Origin of the sequence: Halorubrum sp. CGM5_25_10-8B, assembly GCF_005435095.1 — an archaeon.
In the GTDB taxonomy this organism is placed as follows: domain Archaea; phylum Halobacteriota; class Halobacteria; order Halobacteriales; family Haloferacaceae; genus Halorubrum; species Halorubrum ezzemoulense.
The window spans coordinates 64,913-83,101 of sequence record NZ_SGTY01000001.1 but is presented as its reverse complement, the minus strand read 5'-3'; the positions used below and the strand labels follow the sequence as shown (position 1 = coordinate 83,101).

General features: G+C 69.8%; 21 protein-coding genes and 1 tRNA gene. 11 read left to right on the top strand and 11 right to left on the bottom strand.

Features of this window, described 5'->3' with window-relative positions; all coding sequences use genetic code 11:
• Positions 1–65: 65 nt before the first annotated feature.
• The 3 genes from EXE51_RS00455 (at position 66) to EXE51_RS00445 (ending at position 1,527) form a co-directional block, all read left to right on the top strand.
• Positions 66–545 carry a hypothetical protein gene (locus tag EXE51_RS00455; protein ID WP_086219383.1) on the top strand — a complete coding sequence of 160 codons (480 nt, stop codon included), beginning with the start codon at positions 66–68 and terminating at the stop codon, positions 543–545.
• An 85-nt stretch (positions 546–630) separates the two neighbouring features.
• Positions 631–978, top strand: coding sequence for a 4a-hydroxytetrahydrobiopterin dehydratase (locus tag EXE51_RS00450; protein WP_049929769.1), 348 nt, complete (start codon positions 631–633; stop codon positions 976–978).
• Between the two features lie 66 nt (positions 979–1,044).
• Positions 1,045–1,527: a hypothetical protein gene (locus EXE51_RS00445; protein ID WP_049929771.1), complete on the top strand. Its 483-nt coding sequence runs from the start codon at positions 1,045–1,047 to the stop codon at positions 1,525–1,527.
• A 32-nt stretch (positions 1,528–1,559) separates the two neighbouring features.
• Here the strand turns inward: EXE51_RS00445 and EXE51_RS00440 are convergent, their stop codons facing one another.
• The 6 genes from EXE51_RS00440 to idi form a co-directional block, all read right to left on the bottom strand.
• Complete coding sequence (locus EXE51_RS00440) at positions 1,560–2,474, bottom strand: ATPase (protein ID WP_094593490.1); 915 nt, start codon at positions 2,472–2,474, stop codon at positions 1,560–1,562.
• On the bottom strand, positions 2,471–2,812 hold the full coding sequence (locus EXE51_RS00435) for a DUF5827 family protein (protein ID WP_049929775.1): 342 nt from the start codon (positions 2,810–2,812) through the stop codon (positions 2,471–2,473). The genes EXE51_RS00440 and EXE51_RS00435 overlap by 4 nt, the downstream gene beginning before the upstream one ends.
• Positions 2,813–3,246: 434 nt before the next feature.
• Positions 3,247–3,846 carry a superoxide dismutase gene (sod, locus tag EXE51_RS00430; RefSeq protein ID WP_049929776.1) on the bottom strand — a complete coding sequence of 200 codons (600 nt, stop codon included), beginning with the start codon at positions 3,844–3,846 and terminating at the stop codon, positions 3,247–3,249.
• Between the two features lie 264 nt (positions 3,847–4,110).
• Positions 4,111–4,194: transfer RNA gene (locus EXE51_RS00425), tRNA-Ser, on the bottom strand.
• Positions 4,195–4,272: 78 nt separating this feature from the next.
• Positions 4,273–5,028, bottom strand: a complete 756-nt coding sequence (locus EXE51_RS00420; protein ID WP_137691843.1) for a DUF2064 domain-containing protein — start codon at positions 5,026–5,028, stop codon at positions 4,273–4,275.
• Positions 5,029–5,124: 96 nt separating this feature from the next.
• On the bottom strand, positions 5,125–5,733 hold the full coding sequence (idi, locus tag EXE51_RS00415; protein WP_049929779.1) for an isopentenyl-diphosphate Delta-isomerase: 609 nt from the start codon (positions 5,731–5,733) through the stop codon (positions 5,125–5,127).
• 158 nt (positions 5,734–5,891) lie between these two features.
• On the opposite strand from idi, the gene EXE51_RS00410 reads away from it, so the two are divergent.
• Entirely contained in the window at positions 5,892–7,319 is a 1,428-nt protein-coding gene (locus EXE51_RS00410; RefSeq protein WP_137691842.1) for an ATP-binding protein, read from the top strand.
• Positions 7,320–7,370: 51 nt separating this feature from the next.
• On the opposite strand, the gene EXE51_RS00405 is transcribed toward EXE51_RS00410, so the two are convergent.
• On the bottom strand, positions 7,371–7,946 hold the full coding sequence (locus EXE51_RS00405; RefSeq protein WP_049929783.1) for a class I SAM-dependent methyltransferase: 576 nt from the start codon (positions 7,944–7,946) through the stop codon (positions 7,371–7,373).
• Positions 7,947–8,018: 72 nt separating this feature from the next.
• On the opposite strand from EXE51_RS00405, the gene EXE51_RS00400 reads away from it, so the two are divergent.
• Positions 8,019–8,648, top strand: coding sequence for a GNAT family N-acetyltransferase (locus EXE51_RS00400; RefSeq protein WP_049929784.1), 630 nt, complete (start codon positions 8,019–8,021; stop codon positions 8,646–8,648).
• Here the strand turns inward: EXE51_RS00400 and EXE51_RS00395 are convergent.
• The 4 genes from EXE51_RS00395 to EXE51_RS00380 form a co-directional block, all read right to left on the bottom strand.
• On the bottom strand, positions 8,645–9,157 hold the full coding sequence (locus tag EXE51_RS00395; protein WP_137691841.1) for a TspO/MBR family protein: 513 nt from the start codon (positions 9,155–9,157) through the stop codon (positions 8,645–8,647). The genes EXE51_RS00400 and EXE51_RS00395 overlap by 4 nt on opposite strands.
• A gap of 35 nt (positions 9,158–9,192) precedes the next feature.
• Positions 9,193–10,209, bottom strand: coding sequence for an AI-2E family transporter (locus EXE51_RS00390; protein ID WP_086216545.1), 1,017 nt, complete (start codon positions 10,207–10,209; stop codon positions 9,193–9,195).
• Between the two features lie 113 nt (positions 10,210–10,322).
• Positions 10,323–10,919, bottom strand: coding sequence for a DUF6149 family protein (locus EXE51_RS00385; protein ID WP_049929791.1), 597 nt, complete (start codon positions 10,917–10,919; stop codon positions 10,323–10,325).
• 72 nt (positions 10,920–10,991) lie between these two features.
• Positions 10,992–12,212, bottom strand: coding sequence for a PQQ-binding-like beta-propeller repeat protein (locus tag EXE51_RS00380; RefSeq protein WP_241990567.1), 1,221 nt, complete (start codon positions 12,210–12,212; stop codon positions 10,992–10,994).
• Between the two features lie 106 nt (positions 12,213–12,318).
• On the opposite strand from EXE51_RS00380, the gene EXE51_RS00375 reads away from it, so the two are divergent.
• The 6 genes from EXE51_RS00375 (at position 12,319) to EXE51_RS00350 (ending at position 18,182) form a co-directional block, all read left to right on the top strand.
• The gene (locus EXE51_RS00375; RefSeq protein ID WP_137691840.1) at positions 12,319–12,888 is read left to right on the top strand and encodes a DUF1684 domain-containing protein; all 570 of its coding nucleotides are present in this window, start codon (positions 12,319–12,321) and stop codon (positions 12,886–12,888) included.
• A 158-nt stretch (positions 12,889–13,046) separates the two neighbouring features.
• Complete coding sequence (locus EXE51_RS00370) at positions 13,047–14,285, top strand: NAD(P)/FAD-dependent oxidoreductase (protein ID WP_094494932.1); 1,239 nt, start codon at positions 13,047–13,049, stop codon at positions 14,283–14,285.
• Between the two features lie 61 nt (positions 14,286–14,346).
• Complete coding sequence (locus EXE51_RS00365) at positions 14,347–16,557, top strand: PAS domain S-box protein (protein ID WP_137691839.1); 2,211 nt, start codon at positions 14,347–14,349, stop codon at positions 16,555–16,557.
• A 126-nt stretch (positions 16,558–16,683) separates the two neighbouring features.
• Positions 16,684–16,899 (top strand): hypothetical protein, encoded by a 216-nt coding sequence (locus tag EXE51_RS00360; protein ID WP_049929801.1) that lies wholly within the window; start codon positions 16,684–16,686, stop codon positions 16,897–16,899.
• A 103-nt stretch (positions 16,900–17,002) separates the two neighbouring features.
• Positions 17,003–17,419, top strand: coding sequence for a hypothetical protein (locus tag EXE51_RS00355; RefSeq protein ID WP_049929803.1), 417 nt, complete (start codon positions 17,003–17,005; stop codon positions 17,417–17,419).
• A 109-nt stretch (positions 17,420–17,528) separates the two neighbouring features.
• The gene (locus EXE51_RS00350; protein WP_137691838.1) at positions 17,529–18,182 is read left to right on the top strand and encodes a molybdenum cofactor biosynthesis protein B; all 654 of its coding nucleotides are present in this window, start codon (positions 17,529–17,531) and stop codon (positions 18,180–18,182) included.
• The last annotated feature ends 7 nt before the right edge of the window (positions 18,183–18,189 follow it).

Here is an 18,189-nt window from a genome sequence, read left to right as displayed (position 1 = left end):
AGGAGGGCCTCGGACAAAAGCCTCCCCACAGCGTTTAGGCCGCCGGCCACCTGGATCCGGTCGAGATGGGAATCGACGCGACGACGACCGGCGACGGCGACGTGACGCTCGTCTTCTCGCTCGGCGCCGCGCGGTCGCTCGCCGACCCGGCCGCGGCGTTCGCCGACGCGCGCCAGTGGAGCCGCCACGTCGGCATCGTCGCGAACGAGGCGGACCGGGTCGCGCAGTTCGCGGGCGACTACGGGATCGACAACGACTACGCGCTCACGAAGTGGGACAAATGGGGGACCCTCGCGGACATCCGCGAGCAGAGCGCCGCCCCGCGGTGCGTGTTCGTCGGCACGACCCGCGCGGACGAGCGCGTCGCCACCGAGACGGGCTACGAGTTCTTGCGCGTCGACGAGGCCGCCGAAAAGGCCGGCTGGGAGCTCTCTGACCCGAGCGCGACCGGCGCGGACGGGGGCGCCACTGACGACGAGCGCGGGAGGGGGCGCCTCGGCCGGCTGCGGCGCGCGGTACGCGACGCGATCTCGCGGCTCCGGTGAGGCCTCGGTCCGCGCTCTTCGGTCGCCCGTCGTCCTCCGGGGTCGACCGCGGAAGGTACAAACCGTTCGTCGCCTAACGTGGAGTATGTCCTCACCGCTCGCGGACGAGCCGGTCGAACCGGCCGGCGACGACGCGGAGCCGCTCGACGGAGACGAGTGCGCCGACCACCTCGACGAACTGGGTGACGCGTGGGAGGTCGTCAACGACCACCACCTGGAGGCGAGCTACGAGTTCCCCGACTTCGAGACGGCGCTCGCGTTCACGAACGACGTGGGCGAACTCGCCGAGGCGGAGTGGCACCACCCGGACATCTCGCTGTCGTGGGGCGAGGTCGGGATTGAGATGTGGAGCCACGAGGTCGGCGGCCTCACCCGCGCCGACTTCGTGATGGCGGCGCGGATGGACCGCCTGTACGCCGCCGACGGCGAGTGACCGCACCCGTCCTGACCTGACACATCAACAAACGGGTTTAAACCCCTCCCGGCGAAACGACGGGTAATGAGCGAGAACGTCTTCCTGGTCCCGATCGACCCGGAGAACTTCGACCGGACCGTCCGGTCCCCGGTCGATCTCACCGACTACCCCGATCGCCCCGAACCCCTCGCCGACCTCGACGAGACGCGCCTGTGGGCCGTCGACGACGACAGCGGCAACGGGTCGACGTTCGAGAAGATGGCGTCGGGCGACCTCCTGCTGTTCTACGCGGACGACGAGTACGTCGCGACCGGCCGCGTCGGCGAGGCGTTCGCGGACGAGGACCGCTGGGTGAGCGGGACCTTCTGGACCGCCTTCCCCACCACGCGGGTGTACACGGTCACCGACTTCGGCGCCGTCGCTGCGCCCAAGCGCGCAGTCAACCGGATCTTCGACTACTCGTCGTCGTACACGCCCGGCTTCATGCGCGTCGCCGACAGCCGCGTGACCGCCGACCTCTCGTCGATCGAGTCCGCGCTGGAACACTACACGAAGCGGAACGCCTGAGCCCGGGCCGCACGCGACGCTCCGTCGCTCCTTCAGTTCTCGACCGAATCCGTGAGCGTCGCGTACGCCGGCTCGTACGCCGCCGCGATCCGGTCGGGATCGCCGCGGACGTCGCCGGACAGCGCCGGCAGCGAGACGGTCGCGAGCGGCTCGATCATCTCCGTCACCGCGTCGACGTGCTCCTCGCGGCTCCCCTCTCGCGGGCTCCCGGCCGCGACCGCGCGGGCCTTGGCGTAGCGGTCGCCGGCGTATAGCCGCGCGCGGCCGGGGTCGACGACGGCGACCGCGTCGGGCGCGACCGGCCCGTCGCGGGGAAGGGTCCCGGCCACGTCGGCGTACGACTCGACGACGACCGGGACTGGCGTCCGCGCGACGCGGTCCGCGAGCCGCTCGATCGCGGGGAGGTGCGCCTCGGCCATCACCTCGTTGAACGCCGGTACGTCGCGCACGCGAGTCGCCTCCGCGAGGGGGAGGCGGTCGGTCAGCGCGTCGGGGAGCAGCCCCGCCTCCTCGGCCGCGCCGTTGACGACGAAGCGCGTGCCGGACGCGGTGGTGACGCGGTCGCAGAGGAACGTGCGCTCTGCGTCGCCGAGCATGCCCGTCCGTCCCGGCGTCGGTCGCCAGAGCCGGTGGACGGGGTTGATCGATTCCGGCGTGACCGCCGAGGGCGACGGGGAACCGTCGTCGGCCGCCGCGAGCGCGCGGGTGTTCGCGGCCGCGAGGGTGCGGGCGTCCTTCCCGTAGAGTCGGGCCGCGTCGGTCGCGATCAAATAGTCGTCGTGGTCGAACCAGAGGTCGTTGCCGGCGCGGGGCTTGACGCCGACCGCGTCGCCCGCGCGGTCGGCGAGGTGGGCGACCAGCCCCGCCGAGAAGGTGGTCTTGCCGGCGTCGACGCGCGCGCCGCCGGCGACGAGGTACGTCGGCGGGTCGGATCGGTCCCCGGTCACGCCGACTCGTCGAGTTCGTCGGAGTCAGCGTCCGACTCGGCGTCGGTGTCGGACGCCCCGCTGTGGTCCTCGTCCGTGGCGAGCCCGTAGTATCCCGGGCCGTCCTCGGTCAGGGGCTCGGCGACGACCATGTCGTCGGCGTGGACCATCACCCACGGGACGGCCCAGTCGACCAGCACGGCCTCGGTGTCGGGGTCGACCTCGGCGTCCGGTTCTAACCCCTGAAGCAGGCGACCGATCTCCGGGATCGTGTACATCTGGTCCGGCTCGAACAGCTCCGCGGGCTCGTAGAAGTCGCACGGGTAGGTGGCGTCGAACGCCGACTTCGGTTCGGGCATGCGCGAGCGTACGCGACGGCGTCCGTAAACGCTGCCGATACGGTTCGAACCTCATTCCGTGGGGTGGCGCGCGCCTTCGAGTGGCCGCCGGAGGCGGCCGCGAGGAGCGCGTGCGAGAGAGTCGGCCGACTGGAGGGAGGCCGACGAGGCTGGGGCGGTGAGAGGTGCGGTGCCGTGCGGGACGGGGCTCAAACGGGCAGCCGCGCTCGCCGAATCCCAGCGACGCAAGCACCGCAGGGAGTGAGCACGGCGGACGACCGCGGAGCGCGGCGAAGCTGTGGGAGTCGAGCGCGGCTGGGGCTTCGGAGGCGTTCGTCATCGCTTCGCCGGCGACCAGTCATGACCCACACCGCCTACGCGAACCCGTCGCTCACCGGGCAACACGCTGCGAAAAAATGCGGATCTCGACGCGCGTAACGCGTCCGGAGACGCGCTTACTCGAACAGCTCGACGGCCTGCTCGTAGCGGGTGGACGGCTCGTCCCAGTCGACGACCTCAAAGAAGTTGTCGACGAACTCGCCGCGAGCCGGGCCGTAGTCGTGGTAGTAGGAGTGCTCCCAGACGTCGAGCGCGAGGATCGGGTGACCGCCCCAGACCGCGCCCTCGTCGTGGTTGTCGACCACGACGTTGCGAAGCTGATTCGAGAACGTGTCGTACACCAGCAGGGCCCAGCCGCTCGCGCTGCCCGCGGCGGCTTCGAACTCGCCCTTCCAGGCCTCGTACGAGCCGAAGTCCTCCTCGATACGGTCGGCGAGGTCTCCTTCGGGCTCGTCGCCGCCCTCCGGCGACATGTTCTGCCAGAACAGGTCGTGGAGGATGTGGCCCGACGAGTTGTGGGTCACGTCGCGGATGGCCCCGGCCGACGAGGAGAAGTCGTGGTCCTCGCGGTTGGCCTCGAGCGTCTCCTCGGCGGAGTTCCAGCCGTTGACGTACCCCTGGTGGTGGGTGTCATGGTGCCATTCGAGTACCTGTTCGGAGATGTGCGGTTCCAGCGCGTCGTAATCGTACGGAAGCGGATCGAGTTCGTAACTCATGCTTGTATCACCTATCACGAACATGTGCCGGAAACCTGTTAAAGATAATGCGGCACGTGGTACCACGCGTCACCGGACGTGAGTGTTACCGGGCGTTTCAGGCCAGCAGCGATGTGATTGCGGTTCCGGCGGTCGAAAGCGCGAGACGAGAGACCGATCCGAATCGGCTGTCGAGAGAACCGAGTAACTGAATTCGGTTTCGCGGTCGCTCACTGATTCAATCCCGCACGAGACGCGCGCGGCGCGAGCTGCGCCGCGCACCTACGGTGGGACTGGGATTCGAACCCAGGAAGCCGTGAGGCTACCTGCTTTCAAGGCAGGCGCAATGGGCCACTCTGCCATCCCACCACACGTGACTGCTCGGCGTCGGACGACTAAGTGGTGTCGGATCCGACGCACCGGGCCCCGCCGCCGCGCACGAGACGCTCAGTCCCGAACCAATCGTTGCTCGCCGTCCTCGACGACCACGTCCAACCCCTTCTCGTGGACGAACGCGGCCGTGTAGTCCGGCACGACGCGCTCCGCGGCGAACCGCCCGCGGAGCATCGGGACCACGTCGAGGAGGTCCGCCCCGGTCTCCAGCGAGGGGGACGGCTCGACGAAGTCCACGGAGCGGTCGGCGTCGCGGCCGCGCTCCGCGAGCGTCGGCAGCGCGGGCGCCTCGAAAGCGCCGTCGAAGTCGATCGGTTCCGTGAACCCGGCGTAGTACGCCCGGCCGTCCGTCGAGGGCCCGAGGACCACTTCGGTCGTCCGGAGCTTCATCGCCGCGGAGTCGACGCTCGTCCGCGAGAGCAACGGCGCGGTCGGGGTGACGACCGCGACGGAGTCGGCGCCCTCCTCGCGCAAAAGGTGGGTGACGGTGTTGCCGGCGCGCGCGCCGAACGACGAACCGACCTGCCGCTCGAAGCGGACCTCGTCGGTGCCGCCGAGGGTGTCCGCGACGAGCGTCCGCAGCTCCGCCTCCGGACTCGTCTCCGTCCGGTGCTCGGCGGGGAGGTCCTCGTCGTCGGGATAGTTGACGAGGAGCTCGCCGCCGGAGCGGTCGACCGCGAGGACGGCGTCACGGAATTGCGCCTCGTAGAGGTCAGCCGCCTCGGCGGCCGACAGCGGCGTCGACTCGGCGATCGCGGTTCCGACGAGCCCCTCGCGGGGCGGATTCGCCAGCAGGACGACGACGGTCATACGGGATCGCGGCGCGGGAGCGCCTTCAAGTCGCCGTTTCGGTCCGAGGAAGGGGAGCCCGGACGCGCGGACCGATCTGGGAGATGCGGCGGTCGGTCAAGAGAAGTCGCGGCGCATCGCGATCTCGAACCACGGGCAGAGGCGGAGCTGCCGGTACAGCTCGGGGTTCTCGTGGAGGTGGTCGTAGTCGGCCCACAGCATCCCGCCGATCTCGTCGTCGTCCGGGTCCAAGGCGGTGTCGTCGAGGGTCACCTTCAGCACCGCACACACCTCCCACTCGACGCCCTCGTTCGGGTAGTAGCGCTTGTACTCGAACTTGTCCGTCACCCGGAGGTCGTCGTACTGGTCGGGCGAGATGCCCAGCTCCTCTTCGAGGCGCTGCTCGGTAGCGTCCTCCTGAGATTGTCCCTCGACGGGGTGGGAGGCGACCGTGCCGTCCCAGTGGCCGTCCCAGAGGCGCTTGTTCGGCGCGCGCTGGGCCAGCAGGATCCGGCCGTCCCGGTCGAAGACCAGGCAGGTGAACGCGCGGTGGCGGATCCCGTCGCCGGTGTGCGCGTCGAGTCGGTTCACCGTTCCCTGCGCGACGTCGTCCGGGTCGACGGCGATGACGTCCTGAAGCGCGTTCTCGTGGTCGGTGTCGCTCGCCTCGCCGGTCGCGTCGTCGCCGGCGGGATCCCCCGGCGCGGCCGCGTCTTCGGAACTCATGCGCGGTACGTCGCAGACCAAGGCTAATAAGGGTTCGATACGACGGTCGCCTCGCCGCGCCGGTCGTTCCGCTTTGGCCCGCCATCCGCCGATGCTACCGCCCGCCGCCCGGGGGCGCTTCGACGCTCTTAACCGCGTCCCGGCGCTACTAGCCGCGGATGAGTGACCCGGCGCTCGACGTCGTCGAGTTCGTGTTGACGACGCACTTCTACACGCAGAACCGCGACCTCGACGAGAACGACCTGCCCCCGCGGTTCCGACAGGTGTTCTGGTCGGCCGACGCCGCCGAGGACGCCCCCGGCGGCGTGGAGCGACCGCTGAAGGCGACCGACGAGGCCACCCGCACCGCGACGGGCGTCGAGCGACCCTGGGACGCGGTCTCCGACCTCCTCTTCACCCAACGCACGGAGTTCTCCGGCGAGATATCGCTGACGCAGCCCGGAATGGGACTGGAGTGGTACCGCGACCACGCCGACGACGACCGGATCGCCGGGAACCCGACGCTCGTCGCCGCCTTGGAGGCCACGGACGACCTCGATGCGCCGGTGACGCGCGAGGCGGCGAGAGACGACGTGCGGCCGGTCCAAGCCGACCGCGTCTGGATCGATGCGCTGCTCTCGCAGTACTTCGACGAGGACGAGGACGGGGAGATGCTCGACCTCGTCAACGTCCGCGCGCCCGAGGAGATCGAGACGACGCTGGCGGACCTCGTCCTGACCGGCGACCAGGAGGGCGAGATCCAGAAGATCGTCAAGGCGATCGAACACCGCGAGTACCTCGCGGAGATCGGCCTCCGCGAGATCGGAAAGCTGCTGTTCGTCGGCCCGCCCGGCACCGGAAAGACCACCGTGTCGCGCGCGCTCGCTCATGAGCTCGGGCTCCCGTTCGTCGAGGTGAAGCTCTCGATGATCACGAGCCAGTACCTGGGCGAGACGTCGAAGAACGTCGAGAAGAGCTTCGAGGTGGCCAAGCGGCTCTCGCCGTGTATCCTCTTCATCGACGAGTTCGACTCGGTGGCGAAGACGCGCCGCTCGGACGAGCACGCCGCCCTGAAGCGCGCGGTGAACACCCTGCTGAAGTCGATCGACGAGGTGTCGCTGGTCCGCGACGAGGTCCTCCTCATCGGCGCGACGAACCACCCGGACCAGCTTGACGCCGCCGCGTGGCGCCGCTTCGACGAGATCGTCAACTTCCCCAAGCCGGACCGCGACATGCGCGCGGACATCCTCCGCGTGGTGACCAAGGAGATGAAGATCGCCGACTTCGACCCCGAGGAGGTCGCCGACCGGACCACCGGCCTCACCGGGTCCGACCTCCGGATGGTGCTCCGCGAGGCCGTCCTCGGCGCGCTCACGGAGGACCGGATGACGATCACGCAGGCGGACGTGATGGAGGCGGTCGAGGACTTCGAGGAGCGCGACAACCTCAAGAACATGGACATGATCGACGGGGAGGGCGCCGAAGTCCTCGGCGAGACGGGGTCGAACGACGCCCACGACCACGCGGATCACGACCACGATCACGCCGACGAGGGGTCACCCGACCCGGCCCGCGGCGCCGAGCCGCAGGGACGGACGCAGGACTGACGCGTCGGCTTCGGTTCTGCGGTCGAGTATGAACGCCGAGTTCGCGGCGACTCAGCGCCGAACGCCGGCGACCGTATAGCCGAACCCGCGATCGACGATCCGCGGGTCGAGGCCGGCGTCGTCCATCGCGGCCGCGAGGTCGTCCGGCGCGCGGAACCGCGACTCCATCCCGATCGCGCGTTCGCCGACGGCGAGGAGCCGTCCGAGCGGGTGGTCCGGATCGAACTCCCGGACGACGAGCGCGCCGCCGGGCACGAGCGCGCGGGCCGTCTCCGCGAGCGCGGCGTCCTGATCGGGCAGGTGGTGGAACGCGTCGACGACCGTGACCGCGTCGACGCTGGCGTCCCGGAACGGGAGTCGCCCCGCGTCGCCGGCGAGGCCAGAGAGTCCGCGGACGCGCCGCGCCCGTGAGAGCATCTCGACGGAGGCGTCGACGACCGTGATGTCGGGACCGGTCAGCGCGGCCGCCGCCCGTCCGGACCCGCCGCCGACGTCGAGGAGGCGCTCGATCGGACACTCGGCGTGGGCGAGCCCCGCGGCGAGCGCCTCGCCGTCCGCCGGCGGCATCGCGAGGTCGTACAGCGGCGCTACCCGGTCGAAGAAGCCCACGTCGCCGAGTCCGTACATGAGCGGAATGAGCCCGGCGACTGATAAAGAGCCACCGACCGTGTTTAACCGCTCGACGCCGTACGACGACCCATGGAGTACGCGCTCGTCTGTCCCCCGGACGAGGGGACCACCCTGCGGCTCGATTACCGGGCCTTCGCGTACGCCGGGAAGTTCGTCGTCGGCGGGCCGGGGAAGTCGGTGATCCGGACGCCGGACGGGAGCCCGGCCGCGCCGGAGTGGGAGCCCGACGAACCGCTGCCGGAAACGGTCAACCCCGACGCGTTCGACGAGGACGTGATCGCCGCCGTCTCATTCTCCGCGGACCGCACCGACCCCTCCTGCTGTCGACTCCGCTACGTCACCGTCCACGCCGCGCGGCGCGGCGAGGGGGTCGGCCCGCGGCTCATCGGCGAGACCGTCGCTGACCTGTCCGCCGCCGGCTTCGAGCGCGTGAAGATCGCCGTGAACAACCCGTTCGCATACGAGGCGTGCCACAAGTGCGGCTTCGCGTACACGGGGGAGCAGACGGGTATCGCCGAGTTGGAGCTGGCGCGACCGGCGGCGGCGCCCGCGGACGCAGAGCCAGAGCGGTACCGCGAGGGGCTGGAAGCGTTTCGCGAGACTGACGGGGAACTGAGTCGAGCGGAGCGCCGATTCGTCGCCGAGCGGCTGAAGCGCGGGCCTCCGGAACTCGACCGGAGCCCGCGTGACGGCGGCTAGTTGAGCGCCCAGATCGCGTAATTGAGCGCGGTCGCGAAGCAGACCCACACGAGGTAGGGGAGGAGAAGCGCCGCCGCGCGCCGGTCGACGCGGTCGAACGCCCAGACCGTCGCGACGACCAAGGGGAGGAGGACGGCGAGGACGACGAGCCCGAGGTCGGCGCGTTCGAGCCCCCAGAAGACCGGCGACCACGTGACGTTCAGGACGAGCTGGATCCCGAACAGCGCGAGCGCCGTTCGTACGCGCCCCGCCGACGCCGCACCGTCGCGTCCGGCGAGAGAGACGAGGGCGGCTGCGGCGCCGCACAGCGCGTACAGGATCGGCCAGACGACGCCGAACGCCCAGCCGGGCGGGTAGAAGGCGGGCAGCTCCAGCGCCGCGAACCACGCGCTCTGTGTCGTGGTGAAGGGGACGCCGAGCGCGCCGATCAGGTTGACGGCGACCGCCGCGCCGGCGATGCGGAGGGCGTCGCGTCGGTCCGGAAGCCGAGAGGTCGCGGTCGTCGCCATGGGCGTCCTCGACCCCGCTCGGGCTTAAATCCCGCTCAGATCGCGTCGTAGTCCTCCCGGAACGTCTCCAGCGTGGCCGCGAGCACGCCGATCACGATGGGGCCGACGAAGAGCCCGGTGAACCCGACCGAGTAGATGCCGCCGAACACGCCGAGGAGGATGACCGCGGGGTTGAGGTGCGCCTGCTGGTCGATGACGAGCGGTCGGGCGTAGTTGTCAACCATCGCGATCACCGCGACGCCGTAGACGGCGAGGAACACGCCCGCGGTCACCTGGTCGATGATCACGAGGTAGGCGGCCGCCGGCCCCCACACGAAGAAAGCCCCGATGAGGGGTAAAAGCGCCAGCACCGCCATCACGAACGTCCAGAACACCACGTTGGGGATGCCGGCGGCCCACAGGCCGAGCCCGGCGACCAGTGCTTGGAGCAGCGCGACCGAGATGTGGCCGATGACGACCCCCCGAGTCATCACGTTGACGCGGTCGACGAGGTCGGCTGTGACCTCCGCCGGCAGCGGGCTCGTCTCTCGGATCCACCCGACGAACGCCGGACCGTCGATAAGGGTGTAGTACACCAGAAAGAGCGCGAGCGACAGGCCGACCGACGCTCGGATCGCCGTGTTCAAAACACCGCTAAACCCGCCGAACAGCGTCTGGACGAGTAGTTCGCCGCCGGTCTGGAGGAGATCGCCGATCTCGGGATCCTGTCCCGTGAGCGTCGCGATTTCGGCTTCGATCGCGGCCACGTTTATCGACGTCTCGCCCGCCGCGATCGCGGTGAGGTCGCGGACGAACACCAACGTGATGTACGCAAGCGGCAAGATCACGGCGACGATGGCGGAGAGGATGAGCGTCAACGCTGACAGCATCTCGCCGAACCGCGTCGAGACGCGACGGCGGAGCCGGCGCGTGAGCCGCCGGTGGAAGGGGTAGAGGATGAACGCGAGGATCGCCGACGCGATCACGTACTCGACGAACGGGAGGATGACGAAGAGCGTGAGGAGCGAGACCGCTCCCATGAGCAGGAGGAGGAACGATTGCCCGCGGTTCATACGCCACGGTGTCCCCCGCGGATTATAAACGTGCCCGGCAGGCGGACGCAGTCGGCGGGTCTGCCGGCGAACGTGAGAGCGAAGGCGGATCTACCGACCGACCGTGACGGCGATCAGGCGCTCGCTTCGTCTTCGTCGAGGCCGGGCGCGGTCGCCGGGTCTACCTCCTCTGGCTCCTCTGCGCCGCCGCCCACGACCGTCTCGCCGTCGTCGGTCTCGACGTACACGTCGTCGGCGAAGCCGGCTAGCGCGTTCTCGTACTCCGGCTCGTCGAGCTTCCCCGGCGTCTCGGGGGCCTCGGCGAGACCCTCGGGCGGGCGGAACTCGCCCAGCGGGTCGTCGATGGTGATCCCGAAGTCGGTGAAGAAGGACTCGTACCGGCGGTAGTGCGCCTCGAGCTCGTCGCCCGGGATCTCCATCATCTCCGTCCAGCCGTGGTTGAAGAAGTCGAAGTTCGCCTGAACGTGGGTGATCTCGCGGGCCTCGGCCTCCGGGAACCCGGCCTCCAAAGCGGCGACGTAGGTGTCCATCGTCGCGTCGAAGAAGCTGTCGAGGTGATCGCGGCGCTCCTCGCGCCGGTCCTCGTCCGCCTTGTTGAGGAAGATGCTCGTGTGGAGGTCGACGAGCTTGTCGTTGGCGACGTCGCCGACGACCGGCGTGGTCAGCGCCTTCTTGGCGGCCCAGTGACGGATGTTCTGCCGGATTTTCATATCCGCGATTGGGCCGGGACGCTCTTGAATGTGTGGCGTCTGATCGGGTCGAAGCGCGACCCGGCAACCGTTTCAGCTCTCGCTGAGCGCGTACACGTCACCCGCATGGGTCGCCGCGAGGACGACGCCGTCGACGACGGTCGGGGCGGCGCGGACGCCCTGGAGGAGGACGTCGGTGTAAGAGCGCTCGCGACTCCGGAAGGACCACCGCTCTGTCCCGTCTTCGACCGCGATCGCGCGGACGGTCCGACCGTCGCCGAGGTACGCGACCCCGTCCGCGACCATCGGCGCGGTCGCGCCGGCGATCTCTTCGTCGCTCCACAGGCGCTCGCCGCCGTCGCCGACGGCGACGAGGCCGAGTTCGGTCGGAACAACCGCTCTGTCGGCCGTGACGGCGACCGATTGCCGGACGGGCCCCGGGAGGTCGTCAGTCCGTTCAACGCTTCCGTCGCCGAGGTCGAGCGCGTACAGGGTCCCGGCCCGCGTTCCGATCAGGACGCGGCCGTCGGCGACGGTCGGCGTCGCGGTCGCGTCGCCGTCGACGTCGGTCGTCCACAGTTCCGCTCCCGAGGCGGCGTCGTAGGCGACGACACGAGGACCGCCCGCGCCGTAGACGACAGTTCCGTCGGCGACGGCGGGCGCGGAAGCGTACTCAGCGAGGTCGTTGCGCCACCGTTCGGTCCCGTCGCGGTCGAACGCCGCGACGGTCTGCGTCTCGTAGCCGCCTCCCACGAACACGCCGTCGGTGGTCACGGTCGGCGCCGTCGTGATCTCCGCGTCGGTCAGCCGCCGCCACCGCACCTCACCGCTCTCGGCGTCGACGGCCGCCAGTCCGCGGTCTGTCTCGCCTCCGCCGTTCCACACCGTCACGTATGCGATGCCGTCGCGAACCGCCGGCGTCGACGACCCGTCGTGACCGACCTCCGTCGACCACTGTACCTCGCCGGTCGCGAGACCGAGACGAAACAAGGTCCCCGAGAACGAGACGTACACCCGATCGCCCACGACGACCGGCTGTGAGTGGTCGTACCGGTACGGCGTCCGGCGCCAGAACACGTCGACATCGTCTTTCGGTCCCGCCTCCTCGCGGCGTCCTCCGTGCGCCGGCCCCCACTGGAACTGCGAGCGTGCGCCGTCCTCGGCGCCGTTCGTCTCGACCTCCCGGTTCAGTTCGGGGTCCGGGCGGTCGCTGTCCGATCGCTCGTCGTCGCCGCCGCGCACGTTGTCGAGACAGCCACCAACTCCGACGAACCCACCGACCGCCAAGGTGGAGAGGGCAGTTCGTCTGTTCACGCCGCAACGTCCCCGAGAGGATTATAAGTGCCTTCTGTCGCCGGCGGGGTCGAGGCTTCCGTGGTCGGAATTATTATTGTGTGTGGAGCGCAATACTAAGCCGATCATGGACGACGCTGACGACTGGGCGGCGCAGGTGGAGGCGCAGCGAGCGGCGAAGGTCGAGCAGTTCCGCGACTCGGCCCGGTCGCCGCTGCCGGTCTCGATGCGAGGCGACGCGTTCCCCGGACTGGCGTACTTCGATCCGGACCCGGCGTTCCGGTTCGTGGTCCCGCTCCACGAGCACGACGAGAAGGAGACGGTGACCGTCGAGACGACCGCCGACGGTGAGCAGACGTACAGCCGCTGGGGCGAGTTCCGCTTCGAGGTCGACGGCGAGCAGGCGACGCTTCAGGCGTACCGACCGGCCGACGGCGCGGACCGGTTCTGGGTGCCGTTCCGCGACGCGACCAGCGGCGAGGAGACGTACGGCGCCGGTCGCTACCTCGATCTGGAGCCCGACCGCGACCGCGTCGACGGCGAGTGGATCGTGGACTTCAACCTGGCGTACAACCCGACGTGCGCGTACAGCCACGCCTACGAGTGCCCGCTCGTACCGACGGAGAACTGGCTCGACGTCGCGATCGAGGCCGGCGAGCGGGACTTCCCCGCGGAGCCGGCCGGCGCGGACCACTGACCGGGACGCGACTTTTTCCGCGGGCGTCCGCGATCGACCGCCCTCGCCCCGTCGCGAGAAGGCCCCGAGTACGGCGTTTCCGGCGGGCGTGCGTCTCGGCCGCACAGTGGCGGGCGCGGATGACAACCCACATTAACCGTGAATCCGAACGCCGGGATATGAGCGATTCGTACGTGATCGTCGGTGACGGTATCGCGGGCGCGTCCGCGGCCGAGACCCTCCGCGATGAAGTGCCCGACGCCGAGATCACGGTTCTCACGGACGAGGGAGAGTCCCTCTACAACCGGATCCTGATCAAGGAGTACGCGAAGGGGAAGCTCCCCGAGGCCCCGATCTCGATCCATCAGGAATCGTGGTACGACGACCACGACGTCGACCTCCGGCTCAACACGGTCGTCGTCGACATCGACATCGAGAACGACGCGGTCCACACCCACGAGGGCGAGACGTTCGAGTACGATTCCCTCCTGCTGGCCGTCGGCGGCACGCCCCAGCAGCTCCCGGTCGAGAACGCCGACGCGGAGGGGATCCACCACTTCTGGACCTTCCAGGACGCCCGCCGGATCAAAGAGAGCGTCGAGGGCGCCGAGCAGGCTGTCATCGTCGGCGCCGGACTGCTCGGCATCGACTTCGCGGCCATCTGCGGCGCGCAGGGCGTCGAGGCGAAGTACCTCATGCGCGGCGACAACTGGTGGCGCTACGCGCTCTCGGAGGAGGGCGCAGAGATCATGCACGAGGCGATGCGCGAGCGCGGCGTCGAGCCCGTCTTCGGCTCGGGCGTAGACCACTTCGAGGTCGACGGCGACGGCCACGTCGAGGCCGCGGTCGACCCGAACGGCGAGCGCTACGAGTGCGACTTCGCGGGCGTCGCCATCGGGCTCGACTTCAACACCGAGCTCCTCCAAGACACGCCGCTGGAGCTCGACGACGGCATCGTCGTCGACGAGTTCATGCGAACCAACGTCGACAACGTGTTCGCCGCGGGCGACATCACGACGTTCAACGACCTCATCCTCGGCGAGCGCGCGAAGAACGGCTCGTGGGGGTCCGCGAAAGAGCAGGGGACGATCGCCGCCCGGAGCATGGTCGACTACGGCGCCGAGGAGTTCGAGTGGGTCTCCTCGTACTCGATCACGCACTTCGACTTCCCGTTCCTCTCGTTCGGCCACCCGACGCTCGGCGACGACTCCGTGGAGGCGACCACCGGCGAGAACGAGTGGCGCCGCGTCGCGCTGAAGGACGGGAAGGTCGTGGGCGGCGTGCTCATCGGCGACCTCTCGCCGCAGTCCGCCTTCAAGCAGCTGATGCGCGAGGGGCGCGACGTGAGCGGGCAGACCGACCTCCTCATGGAGCCCGGGTTCTCAGTCGACGACCTGGCGGCGACGACGGAGCAGTAGACCGCGGCACCGCCGCGAGTTCCGGTACCTTTTGGGCCGCGAGCGCGTATTCCTCATACCGATGAGCTCCGGACGGTCCCCCGACGACGAGTTCTTCGCCGCCTTCGTCGCGGAGTGTTCGGACCCGGTGGTCTCACTCGACCGCGAGGGGACCGTCGTCTACGTCAACCCCGCGACCGAAGCGGCGTTCGGCTACGCGCCCGACGAGCTACTTGGACGCGACCTCGCCTCCGTCGTCGTGTCGGACGTGGGCGATGCGGGTAGCAGGTCGGTTCGCGACCGGCTCGCTCGGGCCGAGGGGCTCGACGAGAGCGGGAGCGTCTCGGTGCCGATCCGGCACGCCGACGGTCACACGGTGACGTTCTCCGCCCGCTTTCACGAACACGGCCCGGGTCGAGAGGGCCGCGACGGCGACGGAGACGACGACGGCAGCGGGGGCGGCGACGGCGAGCCGAGTCCGGACGACTGCGACGCGGTGTACACTGGGATCTTCCGCGACGGCGTCGAGGAGATCGGCGGGCAGCGGGCGGAGACGTTCCGCAACCTCGTCGAACACGCCGGGCACGCGATCTACGTCACCGACACCGACGGGACGATCGAGTACGTCAACCCGGCGTTCACGGACAACACCGGCTACGAGACCGCGGAGGCCCTAGGGGAGACGCCGGCGATACTCAACTCCGGCGAGATGTCCGACGAGTACTACGACGCGCTGTGGTCGACGCTCTTGGCCGGGGACGTGTGGGAAGAGGAGATAGTCGACCGGCGGCGCGACGGCACGCCGTACCACGCCCACCAGACCATCGCGCCGGTCGTCGACGACGACGGCGAGATCACGCGGTTCGTCGCCATTCAGACGGACATCACGGAACGGAAGGCCGCAACGGGGCGGCTGAAGCAGTACCGGGACATCGTCGAGCAGCTCGACGACCCCGTCCTCCTCCAGAACCGCGACGGCGAGTTCGAGCTGCTCAACGAGGCGGTGAGCGAGTTCGCCGGGATACCCCGCGAGGAGCTGTACGGCGGCGACGAGTTCGCGTTCATGGACCCGGAGGCGGCCGCCGAGGTCGACGCGCGGCGGCGAGAGGTGCTCGAAACCGAGGCGATGACCGAGTACGAGATATCGCCGACGTTCCCCGAGAGCGACCGGGCGGCGACGTTCAGCACGCAGCGGTACCCCTACTACGACGCCGACGGCGATCTGGCCGGCACGTTCGCCATCTGTCGGGACGTCACCGAGCGCAAGGAGCGCGAACGCGACTTGGAGCGGTACGAGCGCGCGATCAACGGCGCGACCGACCTCATCGCCGCGGTCGACCGCGGGGGTCGACTCCTGTTCGCGAACCCCCAGTACCGCGAGTATCACGACCTCGGTGACGGCGACGTGACGGACGTGACGCTCGCCGACATCGTCCCCGACGACGACTACCGGCGGGTCGAGCGTGAGGTGGAGAGCGCGCTCCGGGGGGAGTCGGTGGAGTACCGGACGACCCGGACGCACCCGACCCGCGGGACGCGGACGATGGACGTGCGGTACTACCCCCTCGACAGCCCCGAGAGCGAGGAGCCCGCCGGGGTCGTCGGCGTGCTTCGGGACGTGACCGACAGCGAGAACCGCGCGCGACAGCTCAGGGTCGTCGACAGAGTCCTCCAGCACAACCTCCGGAACGCGCTGACGGTCGTCCGGGGACGGGCGAAGCAGATCGCGGCGGGGGCCGTCGACCCCGCCGACGCGGCCGAGTACATCGTGTCGCGGGCCGACGACCTGCTGGAGACGAGCGAGAAGTCCCACCACATCACCGAGGTGCTGAGCGACGCGCCGGAGACCGAACCCGTCGACATCGGGCGCGTCGCCCGACAGGTGGCCGCGGAGCGGGACGAGGAGTTCCCGAACGCGACGGTCGGCGTCTCGGTGCCCGACGACGGGCACGCGACGGCGTCCGCGACGACGTGGATCTCGCGGGCGATCGACGAACTGGTCCGAAACGCGGTCGAACATCACGACCGCGACCGGCCGACCGTCGCGGTGTCGGTCGAGGCCCGGCCCGACGCGGTCGAGGTCCGCGTCGAGGACGACGGGCCGGGGTTGACCGGGATGGACCGAGACGTCCTCGTCGACGGCACGGCGGTCGACGCGCTGTACCACGGCAGCGGCCTCGGGCTGTGGCTCGTCTACTGGGTCGTTCGGCAGTCGGGCGGCTCGGCCGCCGTCGCGAGCGCGGAGCCCCGCGGTACGGCGATCACGCTCACGCTCCCCCGAGCGGACGACTGAGCCGCCGACAATCGAACCGCTGCCAACGGCGGTGGAACGTCGCGCCCGCGACGCGGGGCGAACGGCGTCGGTCGAGTCAGCGACCGCCGCGAAACGTTTATCATTAACCATGTCATACGGTACCACATGTCACTTAGAGACACCGGACGGCGGCTACGGCTGCGTCGCACCGGTCGCGTTCCGGCCGACGCGCGGGTCCGGCACTACGACGAACTGGACGACGACGAACAGGAGATCGTGCGGGAGCTAGCCGACGAGCCGCAGACGGCGCCGGAGACCGGCGACCTCGACGACGGCGACGTGGTGAAGTTCACCGATTACTATCGGGTGCGAGCGCGGTGAGACCCCCGCGGCCGCCGAGAGGACCGCGACCGGTCGGTGAGCGGCGGAGGGGGTGGCTGCGCGGAAGCGAAGTTGTTTTCGCCGGGCGGGGGTAACCTGGCGCATGGACAGCGGCGGATCCACAGACATGACGCTGGCGTTCGAGCTGAAGGCGCTGAAAGCGCTCGCGGACCCCAACGCGGTGTTCAACAACGCCCGACAGTGGACGGAGTACGTCGGCGTCGTCAGCGAGAAGCCGACCTACGTCGTCACGAACTTCACGCGGAAACACCGCGTGCGACAGGACTTCTTCTCCGGGCCGCGCGGCGTCGAGGAGAGCTTAGAGAACATCAGCGGCCAGTTCGACACGGACCGCCACGTCTTCGTCGGGATCGACGACGAGGACGAGGCGGTCGCCGAGGCGACCGACTGGGAGTTCCTTCACGTCGAGGACGCCGCCGAGGCCGCGGAGTGGACGCTCGCGACCGAGGACGAGACCGACGAGGCGCCGGAAGAGCAGGCCCGAGACGACTGGCCCTGAGCGGCGACGGGTCTCCGAGCGGACTCCGGCCCTCCGGCGGTCGCCCGGAACGGCCATGCGCGGCTCGCCGACCGGGAGATGTTTTCACGCGGGCGCCGAACGTCGGTCCATGAGCGACCACGACGACCACGGCCACAGCCACGACGACCGAGAGGATCACGGTCACGGTCATGACCACGACCACGGCCGCGACCACCATCACCACCACGACGCCGAGTCGGTCGCGGTCGCGGTCGTCACCGTGTCCTCCTCGCGGTCAGCGGACGAGGACCCGGCGGGCGACTACGTCGCGGCCGCGTTCGAGGAGGCGGGCCACGAGGTGGCTGTCCGCGAGCTGATCCCCGACGACTACGACAGCGTCCAAGGCACCGTCGACCGCCTCGCCCGCCGGAAGGACACCGACGCGGTGGTGACCACCGGCGGGACGGGCGTCACGCCGGACGACGTCACGCCGGAGGCCGTGCGAGGGCTGTTCGCGAAGCGGCTCCCCGGGTTCGGCGAGCTGTTCCGCCGGCTCTCTCACGAGGCGGTCGGCACGCGGACGATCGGGTCGCGCGCGACCGCCGGGGTCGTCTCCGCCACGCCGGTGTTCTGTCTGCCGGGCTCGGAGAACGCGGTTCAGCTCGGCGTCGACGAGATCATACTCGCCGAGGTCGGCCACCTCGTCGGCCTCGCCGGGCGGGGCCTCGACGAGGAAGGTAACGAGAAAGACGCCGACGGGGAAGCCGACGGCGACGAAGATTCGCCGAGCGACGGGGCCTGACGCCCGG

Coding starts and splice junctions, on each gene's coding strand:
- EXE51_RS00390 (WP_086216545.1), bottom strand. CDS start 10,209: ATGAACCGCGGGCAATCGTTCCTCCTCCTGCTCATGGGAGCGGTCTCG.
- EXE51_RS00365 (WP_137691839.1), top strand. CDS start 14,347: ATGAGCTCCGGACGGTCCCCCGACGACGAGTTCTTCGCCGCCTTCGTC.
- idi (WP_049929779.1), bottom strand. CDS start 5,733: ATGAGTTCCGAAGACGCGGCCGCGCCGGGGGATCCCGCCGGCGACGAC.
- EXE51_RS00435 (WP_049929775.1), bottom strand. CDS start 2,812: ATGCCCGAACCGAAGTCGGCGTTCGACGCCACCTACCCGTGCGACTTC.
- EXE51_RS00410 (WP_137691842.1), top strand. CDS start 5,892: ATGAGTGACCCGGCGCTCGACGTCGTCGAGTTCGTGTTGACGACGCAC.
- EXE51_RS00350 (WP_137691838.1), top strand. CDS start 17,529: ATGAGCGACCACGACGACCACGGCCACAGCCACGACGACCGAGAGGAT.
- sod (WP_049929776.1), bottom strand. CDS start 3,846: ATGAGTTACGAACTCGATCCGCTTCCGTACGATTACGACGCGCTGGAA.
- EXE51_RS00405 (WP_049929783.1), bottom strand. CDS start 7,946: ATGTACGGACTCGGCGACGTGGGCTTCTTCGACCGGGTAGCGCCGCTG.
- EXE51_RS00420 (WP_137691843.1), bottom strand. CDS start 5,028: ATGACCGTCGTCGTCCTGCTGGCGAATCCGCCCCGCGAGGGGCTCGTC.
- EXE51_RS00395 (WP_137691841.1), bottom strand. CDS start 9,157: ATGGCGACGACCGCGACCTCTCGGCTTCCGGACCGACGCGACGCCCTC.
- EXE51_RS00450 (WP_049929769.1), top strand. CDS start 631: ATGTCCTCACCGCTCGCGGACGAGCCGGTCGAACCGGCCGGCGACGAC.
- EXE51_RS00445 (WP_049929771.1), top strand. CDS start 1,045: ATGAGCGAGAACGTCTTCCTGGTCCCGATCGACCCGGAGAACTTCGAC.
- EXE51_RS00455 (WP_086219383.1), top strand. CDS start 66: ATGGGAATCGACGCGACGACGACCGGCGACGGCGACGTGACGCTCGTC.
- EXE51_RS00400 (WP_049929784.1), top strand. CDS start 8,019: ATGGAGTACGCGCTCGTCTGTCCCCCGGACGAGGGGACCACCCTGCGG.
- EXE51_RS00375 (WP_137691840.1), top strand. CDS start 12,319: ATGGACGACGCTGACGACTGGGCGGCGCAGGTGGAGGCGCAGCGAGCG.
- EXE51_RS00360 (WP_049929801.1), top strand. CDS start 16,684: ATGTCACTTAGAGACACCGGACGGCGGCTACGGCTGCGTCGCACCGGT.
- EXE51_RS00385 (WP_049929791.1), bottom strand. CDS start 10,919: ATGAAAATCCGGCAGAACATCCGTCACTGGGCCGCCAAGAAGGCGCTG.
- EXE51_RS00355 (WP_049929803.1), top strand. CDS start 17,003: ATGGACAGCGGCGGATCCACAGACATGACGCTGGCGTTCGAGCTGAAG.
- EXE51_RS00370 (WP_094494932.1), top strand. CDS start 13,047: ATGAGCGATTCGTACGTGATCGTCGGTGACGGTATCGCGGGCGCGTCC.